Source organism: Aestuariimicrobium soli (assembly GCF_051192575.1).
In the GTDB taxonomy this organism is placed as follows: Bacteria; Actinomycetota; Actinomycetes; order Propionibacteriales; family Propionibacteriaceae; genus Aestuariimicrobium; species Aestuariimicrobium soli.
The window spans coordinates 244,983-261,010 of sequence record NZ_JBPJSQ010000006.1 but is presented as its reverse complement, the minus strand read 5'-3'; the positions used below and the strand labels follow the sequence as shown (position 1 = coordinate 261,010).

The following is a 16,028-nucleotide window of genomic DNA, read 5'->3' as shown; positions in this document are numbered from 1 at the left end:
CCGGTCAGGCCCGCGGATCGCCCTGCACCACCTCGACGGGCACGCCGTGGCGGTCGGCCTGCTCGGCGATCGTCCGCAGGGCCTGCTCGCGCTCGGCATCGGTGCGTTCGGCCAGGCTGATCAGCGTGAACCCCGCCCGGGCGCCGATCTCGTCGATGATCTGGGCCTTCTGCACGGTGGTGGTGGCTCGGGCGAGCACCCCCTTGGCGTCGGGCAGCCGGAACCTCACCTCCAGGTGGTTGAGACCGTCGTGGAAGGCCTTCGCCGCGATCGCCAGCCCCAGTCGGTCGCCGCGGGGGTGGTCGTGCAGATTGATGCGGTCGTGGGTGACGACCTCGACCGCGGAAATCTCGGCCCAGTCGAGGCGAAGGGCGCCGGCCACCAGCAGGTGATCGGGCATGACCACGAGGTCGATCAGGTCATCGCCCCGTAGCTTGGCTGTCGACCGGTGGTTGACCCAGAGCAGCACGGTCAGCACGAGACTGGCGAGGGCCAACCCCGCGATCACCCAGGCCCACCAGCGGCCCACGATCACGGCCATGGTCACGAAGCCCACGCTCAGCGCGGACGACAGCAGCACCGGTCGGATCGCTGCCCGGGCGCGCGCCAAGGCCTCGGTCGGGCTCGTCCAGAGCGCCAGCAATTGCCCGGGGCGGATGGCGGGGGAGGCGGAGTCGTCCATGCACGAACTGTGTCAGGCGACCGGTTCGGGCGCCACGGTGGCCCTCGCCGCGGGGGTCGCCGTTCGTCCGGCGATCAGCACCAACAGCAGCCCCACCAGGGTGGTCGGAATCGCCAGATAGAACACGCCCGGGTAGCTCCAGGTGGCGGTGGCGCCTAGGGCGATGATGGCGCCCGAGAGAATCGCCCCGACCTTCGAGGCATTGTTGAACAGTCCCGAGGCCAGCCCGGGCCGGGCGATGATCGACTGGAAGAGCGTCAGCCCCACCCCGGTCATGGTGGCGAAGCCCCACGACTTGAAGGCCTGCCAGGGCACCAGCAGCCACGGGTTGGTGATCACCGACATGCCCGCGTAGTAGACCATGAAGCTCACCGCCCCCGTCGCCACCAGCGCGAACGGCGAGAAGCGGCGGTTGAGTCGTCCGAGCAGCATCAGGGCGGGGGCCTCGAGGCCGGCGGCGGTGCCGAGTGCGATGCCGGCCCAGAAGACGGGCAGTCCGCGGTGGTCGTGCACGAGCAGCTGGGTGACCGCGACGGTGGCCGCGTTGCCGGCGCTGAGCAGCACGAACGCCGCGAAGATCGCCACCAGGCTGAGCCGTGAGATCTGCAGTTCGGGGGTGATGGTCGACGCGGCGGCTGCGTCGTCGGTGGTCATGCTCGGACGAGTCGCCTGCAGCGCCACGGTGACGGCGCTGACCAGCACCCCGGCCCCGAGAATCAACCAGAGCACCGCGTGAGGTCCGGCGGCGCCGATGGCGAAGGTGGCCAGCGGCTGGCCGGCGATCCAGGCGAACGAGACCCAGGCGCGCACGTTGAGCACGTCGGAGGCGGTGAACCCCGCGTGCCGCATGTGGGCGAACAGCAGCGTCATGCCCACCGTGGCGGGGGCGGCGAGCAGCAGCATCGACGCGACGCCCAACCACAGGGAGCCCGCGGCCAGCATCACGCCCGCCCAAGCCACCGACGCCAGCCCGCAGACCAGCATGGGGCGCAGGTAGTCGCCGATCCGGTCGGCGAAGCCCGGAATCAGCAGCGAGACGACCAGCCCGAAGGCGTTGTAGCCGCCCAGGATCCAGCCGACCTGCTGCGCGGTGGCGCCGAACAACTCGGTGAGCAGCAGGGCGATGGTTGGGCCGAGGAAGCTGAACAACAGTCCCCAGAGCAGGGCGGAGGCCGACACCAGGAATCGCTGCACCCCGACACCCTGTCACTCGTTCAGTTCGAGGGCGCGGTTGCCCATGTTTTTCGCTCAAGGACGGGTCTTCGCTCACGGCCGGCTGGGTGCGTCGAGTGGGAGCCGTGTCTGGCGGCCGTGTCCGGATCACCCCCCATCGCCGTCCGTCGATCCCGTTGTCGCTCCCGGGCGGGCGCCGTAGCGTCGGAGTCACCGACAACGAAGCCCAGGAGGGCCACCATGACCATCACTGCAGCGCCGCAGACCGACCTGACCGCGCCGCCCGCCACGTACGCCGACGAGGTGCTCGCCGACTACGCCCGCCAGTACGCCGAGCAGGGGTTCGTCCGCGTGAAGGGCCTGCTCAGCAAGGACGAGGCCGCCGCCTACCGGGCCGAGACGCACCGGCTGCTGGCCGCGCTGAACCGCAACGACGACCCGACCTGGGGGTCGGCCGCCGAGGTCGCCGGCGGGGTCAAGACCAGCCTGCAGCACCTGCATGACGCGCAGTTCTACTCGGCGGCCTTCAGCCGGCTGCTGGTCGACCCTCGCTTCACCGAGGTGGCGTCGGCGGTGCTGGGCACCCCCAACCTGCAGTTGCACCACACCAAGGCCTTCGTGAAGCCGCCGGCCAACGGATCGCCGTTCCCGTTCCACCAGGACTATCCGTTCTTCCCGCATCGCGACCACAAGGTCGGCGCCGTGATCTTCCACTTCGACGACGCCCCGGTCGCCAAGGGCTGCGTGAAGGTGGTGCCGGGCAGCCATCTCGAGGGCCCCCGCGAGCACGACTCGAACGGAGGCTTCCACCTGCCCGACATCGACCCGGCCACGGCGATCGACCTCGAGTGCGAGGCCGGTGACGCCATCTTCTTCCCCTACCTGACGGTGCATGCCTCCGGGGTGAACGTCGCCGACGAGGCCCGCACCACCTGGCTCGTGCAGTTCCGGGATCCGGCGGATCGTCCGACCGTGAAGTCGCACGACCACTCGCTGGGGCAGGGCATGATCCTGGCCGGAGTCGACCCGAGCGGCCGCTCGGGTGGGGAGCCGCCGGCCCCGGCAGCCGGTCAGCCCGCCATGATGGGGGGATGAGTCCCGCCCCGGCTTCCTTCGATGGTGGTCAGGATGCAGCACCACGGGCCGAGCATTGCGCACCAGACAATGCCTCGGCTGTGGTGCTGCATCCTGACCACGAGGCGCTCGGTCAGGCCGACGTGTCGGCGCTGATCGGACGATTGACCGCCACCCGCATCGACGGGTGCGACGTCGATTTCACCGACTGGGGCTTCTACCCAGACGCGGCCCACGGTGGCGTGCCCTGGCGCAACTGGTGGCACCGGCACTCCTACTACGAGGTCTGTCTGGCCTATGCGGGCGCGGGGGAGTTCCGGCACGGCGACGAGGTGTTCACCATCACCCCGGGTCAGGTCTTCCTTGCCCGCCCCGGCGTGCTGCACGAGATCGAGTCGAGCACCGACGACCCCCTCGGTATCGCCTTCTGGGGGCTCGACCTGGTCGGGTCACTGCCGGTGCCGATGCCCGCCTGGGCGCTCGGGCTCGACCACGGCCCGGTGGTCTCGACGCGGGTGGGGTCGCTGCCCGCGTTGGTCAGTGCGCTGGCCGCCGAGGCGAGGTCTCCGAGGTCGGGCGCCGCCGGAGTTCTGCGCGCTCTCGGGGCAGCGCTGGTGGTCGAGACCGGGCGTGCCTTCGCCGCCCCCGACACCCTGGCCGTCGAACCACCCCCGCGCGACCGCGGCGAGCAGCAGTACCGGGTGATGGTGCGTTACCTGCGTGACAATCTCGGACGGCCCGTCGCCGTGCGCGACGTCGCGGCGGCCGTGCACCTGTCGGAACGGCATGCCGAGCGCCTCTTCCGGCAGCAGGCGGGGGAGTCGCTGATGGTCACCCTGCGTCGGCTGCGGGTGGAGCGGGCGGCCGGGTTGCTGCGCGACGGCGACGACAGCGTCACCGACGTGGCGGCGCGGGTGGGCTATCTCGACGTGGCGTCGTTCCGGGCCGCCTTCCGTGAGGTGCTGGGGCAGTCGCCGAGCGAGTACCGGCGCACGAACGGAACCGTGCACAGGGGGGCGGCGCGCCAGGGGTGACCCCTCGTGGTCACGGGCTGCGGGGTGGTCACGGGCTGCGGGGTGGTCACGGGCTGCGGGTTTGGTCGGGGGCTGCGGGTTTGGTCGCCCGCGGTACCCCGGGGGAAGATGAACCAGCCCCACCCCTCGCCCCGGAGACCTGCACCATGCGCCGACGCCACCGCCCGCTTGCGGTGCCCCCGTGGCTGCTCGTGGTCCTGGTCACGGCGCTCGTGGTCGCCGTCGGGGTGGCCGGAGTGCTCGCCCAGCGCCTGCTGCAGCGCACGCCCGACGCCCCTACCACGCCGCTGGTGACCGGGGCGGACGGTCGTCCGACGACCGCCTGCGACGCAGCCGCCGAGGCCGAGGGGCTCGTGCCGATGAGGGTGCTCGACCTGCCCGAACACGCCAGTTGGACGACCACCCCGCCCGCCTACGCCTATGACCAGGTGCCGCAGGGGTTCGTGCCCGAACGCGTGGGCTACTGCCTTGAACTGGGCGACAAGGCCAGCAGCCGGTGGGCGTTCGCGTCGATGCTGCCGACGGGCAAGGAGTCCGATCTGGGGATGCCCATCGGGGTCGGCGCCATCACCCGCCAGTCCGCCCGCGACCTCACGGTGGCCAGCAGCGACGGCTCGGTGCCCGCGGTGGAGCACGGCAGCGGCTGGCTCGAGATGTGGCCCAATTCGTACTCGGCGCTGGCGTCGCGGCAGGTGCCCGGGCGCTACGCCGGCGACGAGTACCCCTCCGACGAGGTCTTCGACGCCGACGACACCCCCAGCGGCGGTGAGTTCGGCTCCTTCCAGGTGCACAGCGTCGATGCCGCGGCCCGCACGTCGGCCACCGTGCTGGCCGTCAACGGGTGGGCGGGCCGTTCGAGCCTCGACGTCGGCATCGGCTCGGCGGCCGGGCAGGACGCGGGTCACACCAATCCCGACTGGACGTTCGCGCAGAACGCCGGGGAGTTCTCGACCAGGCGGCTGACGTTCTACGCCCGCGAGGCCTCGGCGGTGGTCGAGACCGGGCCCAAGCCGCTGCAGTTGTTCGCGCGCGAACCGGGGGCCGCGCAGGTGCGCACGACCATCGCGGGTCGGGTCACCGGCCCGTCGGTGCGCGTGCGGCTGGCGACGACCCGGGCGGGCTCGACCACCGTGACCGACCTGCCGCTGTCGCAGGGGCGGTTCTCGTCCGAGGTGACCATTCCGGTGGCCCTGGCGGGAACCACCTTCGAACTGCGCGCCACGTCGGGTGCGGTCGAGCGGGTGGTCTGGCGGGCCGAGGACGTGCTGGCCGGCGACGTGATCCTGGTCGAGGGGCAGTCGAACGCGGTGGCGGCGCGCATCAAGGGCACGGGGCACGCGGCGGAGTCGCGGTTCGTCCGCAGTTACGGCTCGCAGACCTGGTTGACCGCGGCCAGCCTCGCCGACGACCAGTGGAATCTGGGGGTCGCCGACACGCTCGGCAATGCCGGCTCGATCGGGCAGTGGGCGGCCGAGATGGGGCACCGCATCGTGACCGAGCAGAAGGTGCCGGTGGCGATCATCAACGGCGGCCACGGCGGCAAGCCGATCGGCTTCTTCCAGCGGTCCGTCGACGGGGCCGCCGACCCCGACACCAACTACGGCCGCACGATCCTGCGGCTGCGTGGTGCCGGGGTGCAGCAGAAGTTGTCGGGGGTGTTCTGGTACCAGGGTGAGGGTGACCACGACAAGGCCTCCGTGCACGTGGCCGGGTTCAGCCAACTGGTGGCCGACTGGCGCGACGACCTCGACGGGCCGCGCATCTACGTGCACCAGGTGCGTGCCTCGCCCTGCGACGACCCGGCCGCGATCGCCCTGCGAGAGGGGCAGCGTGAACTGCGCGGACGACTCGACGTGCGCCTGCTGTCGACCAACGGCCTGAACGCCCAGATCGACTGCCACTTCGACTTCGAGGGCGGCTACCGGGTGCTGGGGGACTGGAACTACCGGGTGCTCGCGGCCGACCTGTACGGCGCCCCGGGGCAGGGCGTGCAGGCGCCCGACGTGGCCGCGGCCCAGCTGGATCGGCAGAACGGCCGGGTGGTCTGGCTCAGCCTGCGCGACGCCGACACGCTCACCGTCGACCCCGGCGCCGAGCGAAACTTCGTGATCGCCGGCACCGTGGTCACGTCGGTCACCTTCGAGAACGGACGACTGAAGCTGACGGCAGCCTCCGACGTGGCGGCGGGTGCTGAGGTGCGCTATCTGGGCCACTTCGGGTCGGGGCCGTGGGTCAGGGCCTCGGGTGGGCCGGGGCTGCTGGCGTTCGCGGGGGTTCGGGTCGGCTGAGGTCTGGGTGGCTGGGGTTGTGGGTCGATGGTGGTCAAACCGCAGCAGTACAGGGCCATCGATCCCTGGTGCGGACCGTTGGCCCTGTGCTGCTGCAGTGTGACCACGTCGCGCCGGTCACCCCCATCGTCCTGCTGCCCGGGGCTCGGCAACCTTTGGCAAGGCCGCGGGGGCCGGGGAACGCCTTCCTAGGGTGGAGCCCATGACTGCACCCTTCCGCTTCGCCGCCATCGGACTCGACCACGCCCACATCTACGGCCAGGTCAAGGGCCTGCTCGAGCAGGGGGGTGAGCTCGTCGGCCTGTGGACCGGTGATCCCTCGTCCGCCGTGGCCCAGACGGTCAAGCAGAACTACCCGGACTTCCGCTGGGTCGACGATGCCGAGGAAATCTACGGTGACCCCAGCATCGACATCGTGGTCACCGCGGCGGTGCCCGCCGATCGCGCCGAGATCACCGTGAAGGCCCTGCGCTCGGGGCACCACGTCGTCACCGACAAGCCCGGCGCCACCACCTTCGAGCAACTGCAGGCCATTCGCGACGCGGTCACCGAGTCGGGCAAGTTCTGGTCGGTGACCTTCTCGGAGCGCTTCGAGGTGCCCAGCGTCACCAAGGCCGGGCAGTTGGTGCGTGAGGGTCGCATCGGCACCGTCGTGCAGACGCTGGGGCTCGGCCCCCACCGTGAGATCGACAAGGTTCATCTGGGCACCGGGGCGACGGGTCGTCCGGAGTGGTTCTACGACGACTCGCGTTTCGGCGGAATCCTGTGCGACATCGCCTCGCACCAGATCGACCAGTTCCTGTGGTTCACCGGTCAGTCCGACGGCGAGATCGTGCACTCCGCTGTGGGCAATTTCGCCCACCCTGACACCCCGAAGATGCAGGACTTCGGCGAGATCGTGCTCAAGGCCGGCGACGCCCAGGGTTACATTCGCGTCGACTGGTTCAATCCGCAGGGCCTGCCCACCTGGGGCGACGGTCGACTCGTGATTCTGGGCACCAAGGGCTACATCGAGCTGCGCAAGTACGTCGACATCGAGGGACGTGAGGGCACCGATCACCTGTTCGTGGTGGACGACAACGGCACCGAGTACATCCACTGCGAAGACGTCGCCCTCGACTACTACCCCAATCTGGTGAAGGCCTTGTCGGAGGGCATGGACGCGGCCGAGCAGGAGCAGATGTTCACCGTCATGCGGCTGGCGATCACCGCCCAGCTAAATGCCGAGAGGCGCGGATACGCGGTCTGAAGGGGGCGGAGTCAGCAGTGATCAGGGGGCGCATGGCATGCGTGCTCGTCGGGGTCGGGGCCGGAGGATCAGTGCGCCCCGCCACTACTGAGTCAAGACCTATCGAGTAACGAGGAGTACTCCAACCCAGCGCCACCTCGTCCGAGTCGTCCGGCGGCTGACGTGAGCATGCTGGCCGTCGAGGGACTCCATTTCCGCTTCCGGCGCGGCGACGACGACCTGTTCGACGGGCTCACCCACGAGTTCACCCCCGGCCGGATCACCGCGCTCACCGGCCCGTCGGGGCGCGGCAAGTCCACTCTGTTGTACGTGCTCGGGCTGCTGCTCACCCCTACCCCGCCACCTGCGCGTTGAGGTCGCGGGCCGTCTGCGCGGTGGCGGCTCCCAGGACCACAGAAGCCCCCCACGGTGACCGGGGGGCTTCTGCCCTCTGGGAGGCTGGCGGAGGATACGAGATTCGAACTCGCAAACTCGCAACTTCCGATTCCTTGTCAGAGGGTGGATATGGCGTCTGACTAGGGTGTCTGGTTCATCACTATTCGCTTTGCGTGGACACGCGTAGGCATGGCAAGCGAATCTCGGGGCACACTCGGGGCACGAATCGTTCTTCAATCTGTTACGAGATGCGGCGGCAGAGGAAGCGAGAGGGGGCTGAGCCATGGCGGAGGGCCGGCGACCGTGGGGCAAGGTTCGTCAGCTTCCCTCCGGGCGTTACCATGCGTCCTACATCCTCGGCAGCGTTCGCGGCGGTTATCCGGGCACCCGGTACACCGCGCTCCAGACGTTTGATGCGAAGGGGGACGCCTGGGGGTGGCTCGACCGGGAACATCGGCTGATCGATCGCGGCGACTGGACTCCGCCGATAGACCGATTCCGCGAAGCCGAGGAGGAGCGCCAGCGCAAGGAAGCCGTCAGGCAGGCAGCGGCGGCGGTGCCCACCATCGGCGCCTACAGCTCGCAGTACTTGGAGCGCAGTGAACTCGCTGCCACGTCGCGGGACCGCTACCGACAGCTCCTGAAGTTCTACATCCTTGCCGAGCCGGCGACGATCACACGGCGGGGGATGATCAAGGGCAAGCCCGTCGCGAAGCACAGCCTCGGCGGTGTGCGCGTCACCGAGTTGACCCGCGCAGATGTGCGCCTGTGGTGGCAGGGTCCCCCGGTCAGCACGCGCGAGTCGTCGTGCCGGCAGGCACGGGGGTGGTCGACCTCGAGACATCCGTACGGCGACCATCGACGAGAATCTGACCGCTTCAGACGACGACTTGAGTTTTCGTGCCCTCCCCGAATGTGCTCAGTGAACGGCACGAGTACCCTCGGGCGCGATGACGTGGGCCGCCACTTCCCATCAGGCTTCGTCTGTGGAGGCGATCTGCTTGGTCTCCCGCTCGCCTCCATCGTCTACAGAGATGACCTGCACGATCTCGCCATCGGCGGTGCTGAGGAAGAGAAGCTCCACGTCGTGCTCCTTGCCAGTGGGGGAGGCGGCCAGTGCACGGATCTGCTCTTGACGTTTTGTGACTGACTTGACGCTGTCGTGCCAGCGGCCCTTCAACTCGATCGTCGTGAGTTGCTCCGTGATTGACGCGGCTGCACGGTCCGCCTCTTCGAGCTGGTGGGCCTGCGAGTCCAGGAATTTGCGGAGCGCCCTGTACGGGTTCTGTGGATCTGCGAGCGCAATCCCGGCAGCATCAGCCAGAAGTGCTTTTCGCCTGATTGCGATTGCACCACGAGCCATGTGGAGTCCGCGGATGACGTAGTCGATGTCCTCGCGATTATGGGCGAGGAGTTCCTCGAGCCGACGGTAGTCGACCTTGCCGTCCGCGTCGACGAGCTTCTTGATGAGACCTTGGTGCTTATCCAAGAACTGCTGGGAGCGATGGAACTCGTCGTAGGCGCTCTTGAGAGCCAGATCGAGATTCGGGTTGTGGCCGTCGAGCATCAGGCTGATCGCCCGGGTCAGCTGAGCATCAGCGGATCGTTGGTCCTTGATCCGCTCGACGTAGTGCCGCTCCTCCTGGCGGCCCAGGAGCGCCTCCACCTTCCGCTGGTGGGCGCGCAACTCGCGCTGGGCGACCATGTCGACGACCATGACCGTGCCGGCGACTGCGAACACCGGCCAGCCGGCAGCAATCGCTCCGCCGGCCGCCACCGGCTTCAAGACGGCTTGTGCCGTGATACCCGTCCCGTTGCGGGCGAAGCCCCTGAAACCCGAGGTCCCCACTGCCTTCACCAGTTCGGCCCCCTTGGGAAGCAGGACACGATAGAGCGTGGGGTTGGCCGGGTTCAGAGCCTTCACGATCTCGACCATCGACTGCTGGGCCGAAGTGTTGACCGGCACTGTATGAAACTTCGCGATCTCTGCTTCGGCAACTGGACGGTACTCGACAGCGATCGGAACCGCGGCCTCTTCAAGTGCTTCCCAGACAGTCATGGCCGAAGAGTCGACGACGCGAAGCACCTCCTGCGACACGAGCACGCCTGCCAACGGGTACTCCGGGGCCATCTCAGCCTCGGGGACCTCGGTGGCGTCCTCGTGCTGTGGGTCGCTTGGCGCAGGGCGCTTGGCGAATCGCCAGAGCAGCGCGGCGGCCACCAGCACCGCGATGATTGCAGCGACGATCAGCAGGGGCTCCATGGGCCACAGGCTATTCGGACCCAGCGACAATCCGAGGATGGCGGCGTATTCCGCGCCACCCATGTCGCAGGGTGCGCGAGGGTGGCCTTTCGGCTGGTCCACCCGACGCGCAAGCCCTATCGTGCCGCGGCGGGCCTGTCTCCCTGCGTCACCAGAACTGACGACGAGCCATGGCCGGGTACACCTAGCGGCCAGTTACCTTCGTTGATCGTCGGAGGCGACTCGACTGTCCGACGCGACTCTGCGCCGTAAGTCGGTCAGCCGGGCCCGGGCGTGGGTCCGCGGCATCTTCGCGAGGTTGAGGGGCGGATCGAGCGCACCGAGCACGCGCGTCTCGAGTTGGTCGAGGGCGTCGGCGTCGGCCACCGGGACGGCGATGACCCGAAGGTGCTCATACATCCATCGGGTCAGCCGGTCCTCGTCGATCGTGGATTCCCCACGCTGGGAGGCGAGCACCGCACCGAGCGTGCGGCGAAAGGTCGAAAAGTCGTGGCGTCCGCCCAAGTGCATGCCGCGGATGCGACCCCACAGGGTGTTTGACGACTTCTGACCGCTCTTGGCTCGGGTGGCGCCCGCGAGCCCCGCGTAGATCAACCCGCTGCCGATTGGATGGCCGAGCCCTTCGCTGAGGTCGCGCGCGCCGGCGTCGTCCACCCACCAGCTGTAAAGGCCAGGCCCGCCAAACCCAGCCCCCTGGGTCGCCACGAAGTCCTTCGGGGTCAAAGCGTGATCGGCCCGCCGAAGCTGATCCACCAACAGGGACGCCGACGGCGGCTGCGTGCCGGGCGCCGAGCCACCCACGGCGCTGTACCACCCCAGCCGCTGCCCGAGCGTGAGCCCAGCCAGCGGCTCGACCACCTGCGCACCCGCCGCTAGTAGGTGGGCCCGGATGGCGTCGGTGTAGGCAGCCCCCGCATGCACCTCGATCACACGCCCCTCAAGAGTGCCGGACGCTGCCAGCAGTTGGTGAGTCACCGAGATCCCCCACTGGCGACGATAGGAGGCCGAGGCCCTGGCGAGGTGAAGTTCGTAGGGCTCGATCACCTCTTCCGGCGCCACGAGTCCGTACTTCGCGGACAGGATGTACCAGCGCTCCGTTGTCTCCTCGGCGTATCGACGCGCCTTGCGGAACAGGTCCGAGACGTACAGATCCTTGGCAGGGGCAGCACGGCTCTGTTTGCTCTTCACGCAGCCCACGAGCACGATGTCGGGCCCACCCGATGACCGAACTGGAGCCAGCGATGGGTCTGGCTTGGGGAGATGGCGGTGCACCGGCCGATCAGGGCTACCAGCGCGGATGAACGTCACGCACCGGCCGGGGACGACATCGGTCGTCGTGAAGCCCGGCCACCCGGACCTCGCACCTGACCAGAATGCGCGGTGATTCCTCGCCGACGCCGGCAGCCCGCCAACGAGCGCATCCAGTTCCTCCCAGTCAAACGTGCGCTCATCAACGTCACGGAGTGCCTCGCGGAGCGGATCCCAATTGGCCATGCTTGCCATTCTGACCGGGGTGTGGGCGCAACGGGGCTGCTTGTCCGCCCACGCGTCGGCACGGTGCCGGCGCAGCGAACCCAGCCCACAGCGATCCGCGATGCCCACAGCCGCCCCGCCAGCGCGTGACCGCTGCCCGCAGCAGTCCTCTTCCCGACCAACGCGAACAAGCACTCTCAAGCTGCTGGCAGGGCGACGCGAGGTAGCCGACTCACTCGGTCAGCGACCGCGGCCGTGACAGCGAGGTCGGGTGCGGGCAACGATGGAACAAAGCGTCGACGTCGCGTGGGGCGAGCGTGAGGATCCGGCCGCACCGGTTGACGGGGAGCACGCCCTCGGCAATCCGGCGACGCAGGGTCTTCACGCTTACCCCGATCCGGACAGCTGTCGCAGGCAGTGACTCGTAGGTATGCGCGGTCATGGGACTTCCCTTCTTTGGCCCCAAGTGAGCGGGCCTGTGGGGAGAGAGGACCACGTCATCGTTACCCGTCCGCTGCGTCGGGAGGTGCCCACATCCGCCTTTCCAGAGCCGCGCTCCAGCCCTGTGCCGACGTGTCGTTCCTTGTGGAGAGCGGGTTAGGTGACTGTCCGGGCAGGCGAAGCAATGGAAGGCGCAGGGCGCGGGCCCGCTGCGACTCCGCTGGAATGGCCGTGGGCCGCCTGATTGTTCATCAGGCCACCGGTCGGACAGTTCCTCGACGAGACCCGCCTGCTGCGCGACGCCCTCGGCCAACTGGTCACCGGGGCACTGGCCGGCCTGTTCGACGCTCCCACCACCATCGCCGTCGACTGGACGGCGCCGATCCAGTCGTTCTCCCTGTCGCGCCTCGAACCCCTCGGCGACGAGGCCATGGGCATCGCCTTGACCTGCCTGTCGTCGTGGGGGCGCGCCATGCGCGAGATCAAGGCCCCCGGCGACCTGCGCATCAACATCCACGACGAGATGTGGAAGCAGATGCGCCTCGGCCTCGAAGCCGTCAAGAGCCTGGACGCCGACATGCGGTTCTCCCGCCGCGACGGCGAGATCCAGTTCGTCGTCGGCCACAAGCCCGGCGACATGCTCTCCGTCGGTGAGTCGACCTCCGCCGCCACTGCGATCGCCAAGGAATTGCTGAACCTCGCAGACCTGAAGATCCAGGGGCAGGACCCCAGCGCGCCGAGGAAGAGCGACAGCACGACGGCGGGCAGCCCTTGACATGTGAGTATTTGGTCACACATCATCGGTCCATGGAGGACGTGTTCAGGGCCTTGGCGGATCCATCCCGCCGGATGCTCCTCGACAGCCTGCGCAGTCGCGACGGCCAAAGCTTGGGTGAGCTGTGCGAGGTCCTCCCGAACATGACTCGTTATGGCGTCAGTTCTCACCTTGACGTCTTGGAGGCAGCCGATCTGATCTCGTCGAGGCGCGACGGTCGACTCAAGCTCCACTACCTCAACGCTGTCCCCCTACGCGAGATCCAGCGTCGCTGGCTCTCCAACTTCGGCGCCGCGACAGCGGATCGCCTGCTCGGCCTCAAGGCCTCCGTCGAACACAAGGAGAATGCAATGAACGACCGACACGTCTACACCGTGTACATCGACGCGCCTCGGCAGGCGGTCTGGGACGAGCTCACCGCCACCGGCCGTCCGCTCGAATGGCTCTATGGATCCATCACGGAGGCCACGTGGGAGAAGGGGACGCGCTACTCGTACTCCACGGCAAGCGGCGATGTGCTCATCGACGGCGAGGTCGTCGAGGTGCGCGAGCCCGAGTACCTCGCCATCACGTTCGACTGCCATTGGGACCCGGAGGTCGAGGCCGAGGCGCCCGGCCTGACAGAGTACGAGCTGACAGAGGAGAAGGGGCAGACCAAGTTCGTCGTGATCCAGTCCAAGAACGGGCCGGTCACCACCGCCCAGTCGATCGAAGCGACGCCGTGGATCTATTCGACGTTCAAGAGCGTGATCGAGGCACGGAGCGGCAGCTTGGCCTGATCGCCGCATGGCGACGGCAGCGCCGTGCTGGGCGGGGTCGCCGCGGGGCTCGCCTGGCTGGTCACGGTCCTGGGTGGCGGCGCGCTGCTCGCCTCGTCGTCGGCGTCGGGTGGGCGGGGTTCCTCCGCCGCCGCTTCGGCGGCCTCACCGGCGGCCCCTTCGGCGCGGTGGTCGAGGTGACGACGACGGTGGTCCTCCTCGCCGCCGCCCTCGCCGGTTGACCTCACTGGCTGTGTGACGTGACTCAGTGGTTGCGCAACGCGTCGATCAGTTCATCCTTCGACATCGATGAGCGACCCTCGATCCCGATCTCGCGCGCCCGATCCATGAGTTCCTTCTTCGTCCGGTCCTCGTAGTCTTCGGCCTCGGCACCCTTGCGGCCGACCTCCTCCCGCGACGTCGCCGCAGCGGCGTTGGCAATCCTGGCCGCCTTCTCCTTGCTGGCCCCGTCGTCGCGCAGGGCCTCGTACAGCTCCGGGTCCTTGACCGAGGGTGCCGGTGTCTTCTTCTTCGGCATTGTTCCTCCTTTGGTGAGCAGGTCAGATGGTCGCCCGACCGCCCGTGACGCCGATGATCGTGCCCGACACGTAGCTGGCATCACGCGGTGACGCCAGGAACACGTACGCGGGCGCGAGTTCGGCGGGCTGCCCGGCGCGACCCAGCGGGGTGTCGGCCCCGAACTCTTTCATCTCCTCGCCATCGCGCGTGGCCGGCTGCAGTGGCGTCCAGATCGGGCCGGGGGCGACCGCGTTGACCCGGATGCCCTTGGGGCCCAGACTGTCGGCCAGCGTGACGGTCAAGTTGTTGATGGCCGCCTTCGACGCGGCGTATTCGATGAGGCGCTCGGACGGGTCGTAGGACTGGATCGAGCTGGTGTTGATCACCGACGACCCGGGCCCCATATGGGCGACGGCTGCTTTGGTGATCCACAGCGTCGCCTGGACGTTGGTGTTGAAGACTCGGTCGACGGTCTCCTTTTCCAGTCCCTCGAGACCGCCAGCCCCGTCGCGGGTGAAGTGGAAGCCCGCGTTGTTGACGAGGATGTCGATTCCGCCGAGTTCCTTGACGGTATCGGCCACCAATTGGGAACAGAACTGCGCATCCTGGATGTCGCCGGGCAACGAGACACCCTTGCGACCGGCCTTCTTGATCCACTCGACGGTGTCGTCGGCGTCGGACTGCTCCTCGGGCAGGTGGTTGATCACGACATCGGCGCCTTCGCGGGCGAACGCGATGGCGACGGCGCGGCCGATGCCCGAATCGCCTCCGGTGATCAGAGCGCGCATCCCCTCGAGCTTGCCGTGGCCCTCGTAGCTCTCCTCGCCGTGGTCGGGCACCGGATCCATCTTCAGCGCCAGCCCCGGCGGCGGCTGTTCCTGCGAAGGGAACCCGCCGTCGGGATGACTGGCGAGGTCCTTTGCGTGCTTGGCCACCTGCGCTTCATTGTCCTGCTTTGGCACCCTGAATCCTCCTGAGGCGGTTGTCTTCGACGGCGATTTCGACCCTAACCCCGCTCTGACAAGGCTGTCCAGAGGTTCCGTGACAAAACGAAGACCCCGCCGAGGGGGCGGGGTCTCATGGCGGAGGATACGGGATTTGAACCCGTGAGGGCGTGAACCCAACCCGCTTTCCAAGCGAGCGCCATAGGCCTCTAGGCGAATCCTCCGCCGGGCAGCTTACAGGCTCACGCTCGTCCGGCGCGAACCGCCACCGCCCGCCGACCGACCGAGGCCCGCAGGCCAGCTTGTACCGGGGGGCCGACGAGGTCCGGGGGACACCCGTCAGCGCTCGTGGAGCAGGGCGCTGCGCTCCAGGTACTCGTCGGGGGAGAGGTCACCGTCGGCGAGGCGACGGGCCAGCACCTCCTCGGGGGTCTCGCCCCGCTGCACCAGAGCGGCCTCCGGTCCGTACTGGTGTGCCCACGACGGTCCGAACGGACGACCGCTTAGCTCGCCGGGGTGGCGGCTGCCGACGAGCTGCTCACGGCCCTCCCAGGCGAGCGGACCCAGCCGGCCCTTCTTGTACAGCACGAGCAGCAGCACGGCCACCATGATGACGCCGGTCACTGGTCAGCCTTTCCGTTGGCGGCTCCCGGGCTGCGCAGCACCGAACTGCGCTCCAGGAACTCCTCGGGGGTGATGTCGCCCGTTGCCAGGCGCATCTTGAGGGTCTCGAAGGCGGCGTCCTCGGCCGGCCGGCTCGCCGACCAACCCGTCACTGGGGAGGCGTCGCGGTGTCGTCCGAGCCAACGAATCGGCCCGACGCGACCCTTGGTGACCAGGACCACCGCGGCCACCGCGAGAGCGAGGAAGAACAGGGCGGGCAGGATCAGGCCGAACAGGCCGGGCCCGTGGTGCATGCTGCCGAAACCGGGGTGCATGCCGCCGTGCAGAAGGTAAGTGTCCATGGCTTCAAGTGAACG

At 68.6% G+C, this 16,028-nt stretch carries 15 protein-coding genes and 1 tRNA gene; 7 read left to right on the top strand and 9 right to left on the bottom strand.

Going from position 1 to position 16,028, the window contains the following annotated elements; all coding sequences use genetic code 11:
• Nucleotides 1–4 precede the first annotated feature (4 nt).
• Together ACSDQ9_RS07980 and ACSDQ9_RS07975 are read right to left on the bottom strand one after the other, a co-directional pair.
• Entirely contained in the window at nt 5–682 is a 678-nt protein-coding gene (locus ACSDQ9_RS07980) for a hypothetical protein (protein ID WP_435145826.1), read from the bottom strand.
• Nucleotides 683–694: 12 nt separating this feature from the next.
• Entirely contained in the window at nt 695–1,876 is a 1,182-nt protein-coding gene (locus ACSDQ9_RS07975) for an MFS transporter (protein ID WP_435145824.1), read from the bottom strand.
• 219 nt (nt 1,877–2,095) lie between these two features.
• On the opposite strand from ACSDQ9_RS07975, the gene ACSDQ9_RS07970 reads away from it, so the two are divergent.
• From ACSDQ9_RS07970 to ACSDQ9_RS07950, 5 genes are all read left to right on the top strand, one after another.
• Entirely contained in the window at nt 2,096–2,950 is an 855-nt protein-coding gene (locus ACSDQ9_RS07970; RefSeq protein WP_435145822.1) for a phytanoyl-CoA dioxygenase family protein, read from the top strand.
• Between the two features lie 80 nt (nt 2,951–3,030).
• Nucleotides 3,031–3,963 (top strand): AraC family transcriptional regulator, encoded by a 933-nt coding sequence (locus ACSDQ9_RS07965; RefSeq protein ID WP_435145820.1) that lies wholly within the window; start codon nt 3,031–3,033, stop codon nt 3,961–3,963.
• Between the two features lie 146 nt (nt 3,964–4,109).
• Nucleotides 4,110–6,251, top strand: a complete 2,142-nt coding sequence (locus ACSDQ9_RS07960; protein WP_435145818.1) for a sialate O-acetylesterase — start codon at nt 4,110–4,112, stop codon at nt 6,249–6,251.
• Between the two features lie 202 nt (nt 6,252–6,453).
• On the top strand, nt 6,454–7,500 hold the full coding sequence (locus ACSDQ9_RS07955; protein WP_435145816.1) for a Gfo/Idh/MocA family protein: 1,047 nt from the start codon (nt 6,454–6,456) through the stop codon (nt 7,498–7,500).
• 168 nt (nt 7,501–7,668) lie between these two features.
• Complete coding sequence (locus ACSDQ9_RS07950; protein ID WP_435146338.1) at nt 7,669–7,854, top strand: ATP-binding protein; 186 nt, start codon at nt 7,669–7,671, stop codon at nt 7,852–7,854.
• 994 nt (nt 7,855–8,848) lie between these two features.
• Here ACSDQ9_RS07950 and ACSDQ9_RS07945 read toward each other — a convergent pair.
• Nucleotides 8,849–10,138 (bottom strand): hypothetical protein, encoded by a 1,290-nt coding sequence (locus ACSDQ9_RS07945; RefSeq protein WP_435145814.1) that lies wholly within the window; start codon nt 10,136–10,138, stop codon nt 8,849–8,851.
• A gap of 195 nt (nt 10,139–10,333) precedes the next feature.
• Nucleotides 10,334–11,632, bottom strand: coding sequence for a DUF6884 domain-containing protein (locus ACSDQ9_RS07940; RefSeq protein WP_435145812.1), 1,299 nt, complete (start codon nt 11,630–11,632; stop codon nt 10,334–10,336).
• 664 nt (nt 11,633–12,296) lie between these two features.
• Between ACSDQ9_RS07940 and ACSDQ9_RS07935 the strand changes: the two genes are divergently transcribed.
• On the top strand, nt 12,297–12,827 hold the full coding sequence (locus tag ACSDQ9_RS07935) for a hypothetical protein (protein ID WP_435145810.1): 531 nt from the start codon (nt 12,297–12,299) through the stop codon (nt 12,825–12,827).
• 32 nt (nt 12,828–12,859) lie between these two features.
• Nucleotides 12,860–13,606 (top strand): ArsR/SmtB family transcription factor, encoded by a 747-nt coding sequence (locus ACSDQ9_RS07930; protein WP_435145808.1) that lies wholly within the window; start codon nt 12,860–12,862, stop codon nt 13,604–13,606.
• 244 nt (nt 13,607–13,850) lie between these two features.
• On the opposite strand, the gene ACSDQ9_RS07925 is transcribed toward ACSDQ9_RS07930, so the two are convergent.
• The 5 genes from ACSDQ9_RS07925 to ACSDQ9_RS07905 form a co-directional block, all read right to left on the bottom strand.
• On the bottom strand, nt 13,851–14,123 hold the full coding sequence (locus tag ACSDQ9_RS07925; RefSeq protein ID WP_435145807.1) for a DUF7218 family protein: 273 nt from the start codon (nt 14,121–14,123) through the stop codon (nt 13,851–13,853).
• 22 nt (nt 14,124–14,145) lie between these two features.
• Nucleotides 14,146–15,066 (bottom strand): SDR family oxidoreductase, encoded by a 921-nt coding sequence (locus ACSDQ9_RS07920; protein WP_435145806.1) that lies wholly within the window; start codon nt 15,064–15,066, stop codon nt 14,146–14,148.
• A 118-nt stretch (nt 15,067–15,184) separates the two neighbouring features.
• Nucleotides 15,185–15,272, bottom strand: a tRNA-Ser gene (locus ACSDQ9_RS07915).
• 115 nt (nt 15,273–15,387) lie between these two features.
• Nucleotides 15,388–15,672: a hypothetical protein gene (locus ACSDQ9_RS07910; protein ID WP_435145804.1), complete on the bottom strand. Its 285-nt coding sequence runs from the start codon at nt 15,670–15,672 to the stop codon at nt 15,388–15,390.
• Nucleotides 15,669–16,013 carry an SHOCT domain-containing protein gene (locus tag ACSDQ9_RS07905; RefSeq protein WP_435145802.1) on the bottom strand — a complete coding sequence of 115 codons (345 nt, stop codon included), beginning with the start codon at nt 16,011–16,013 and terminating at the stop codon, nt 15,669–15,671. The genes ACSDQ9_RS07910 and ACSDQ9_RS07905 overlap by 4 nt, the downstream gene beginning before the upstream one ends.
• Between the last annotated feature and the right edge of the window lie 15 nt (nt 16,014–16,028).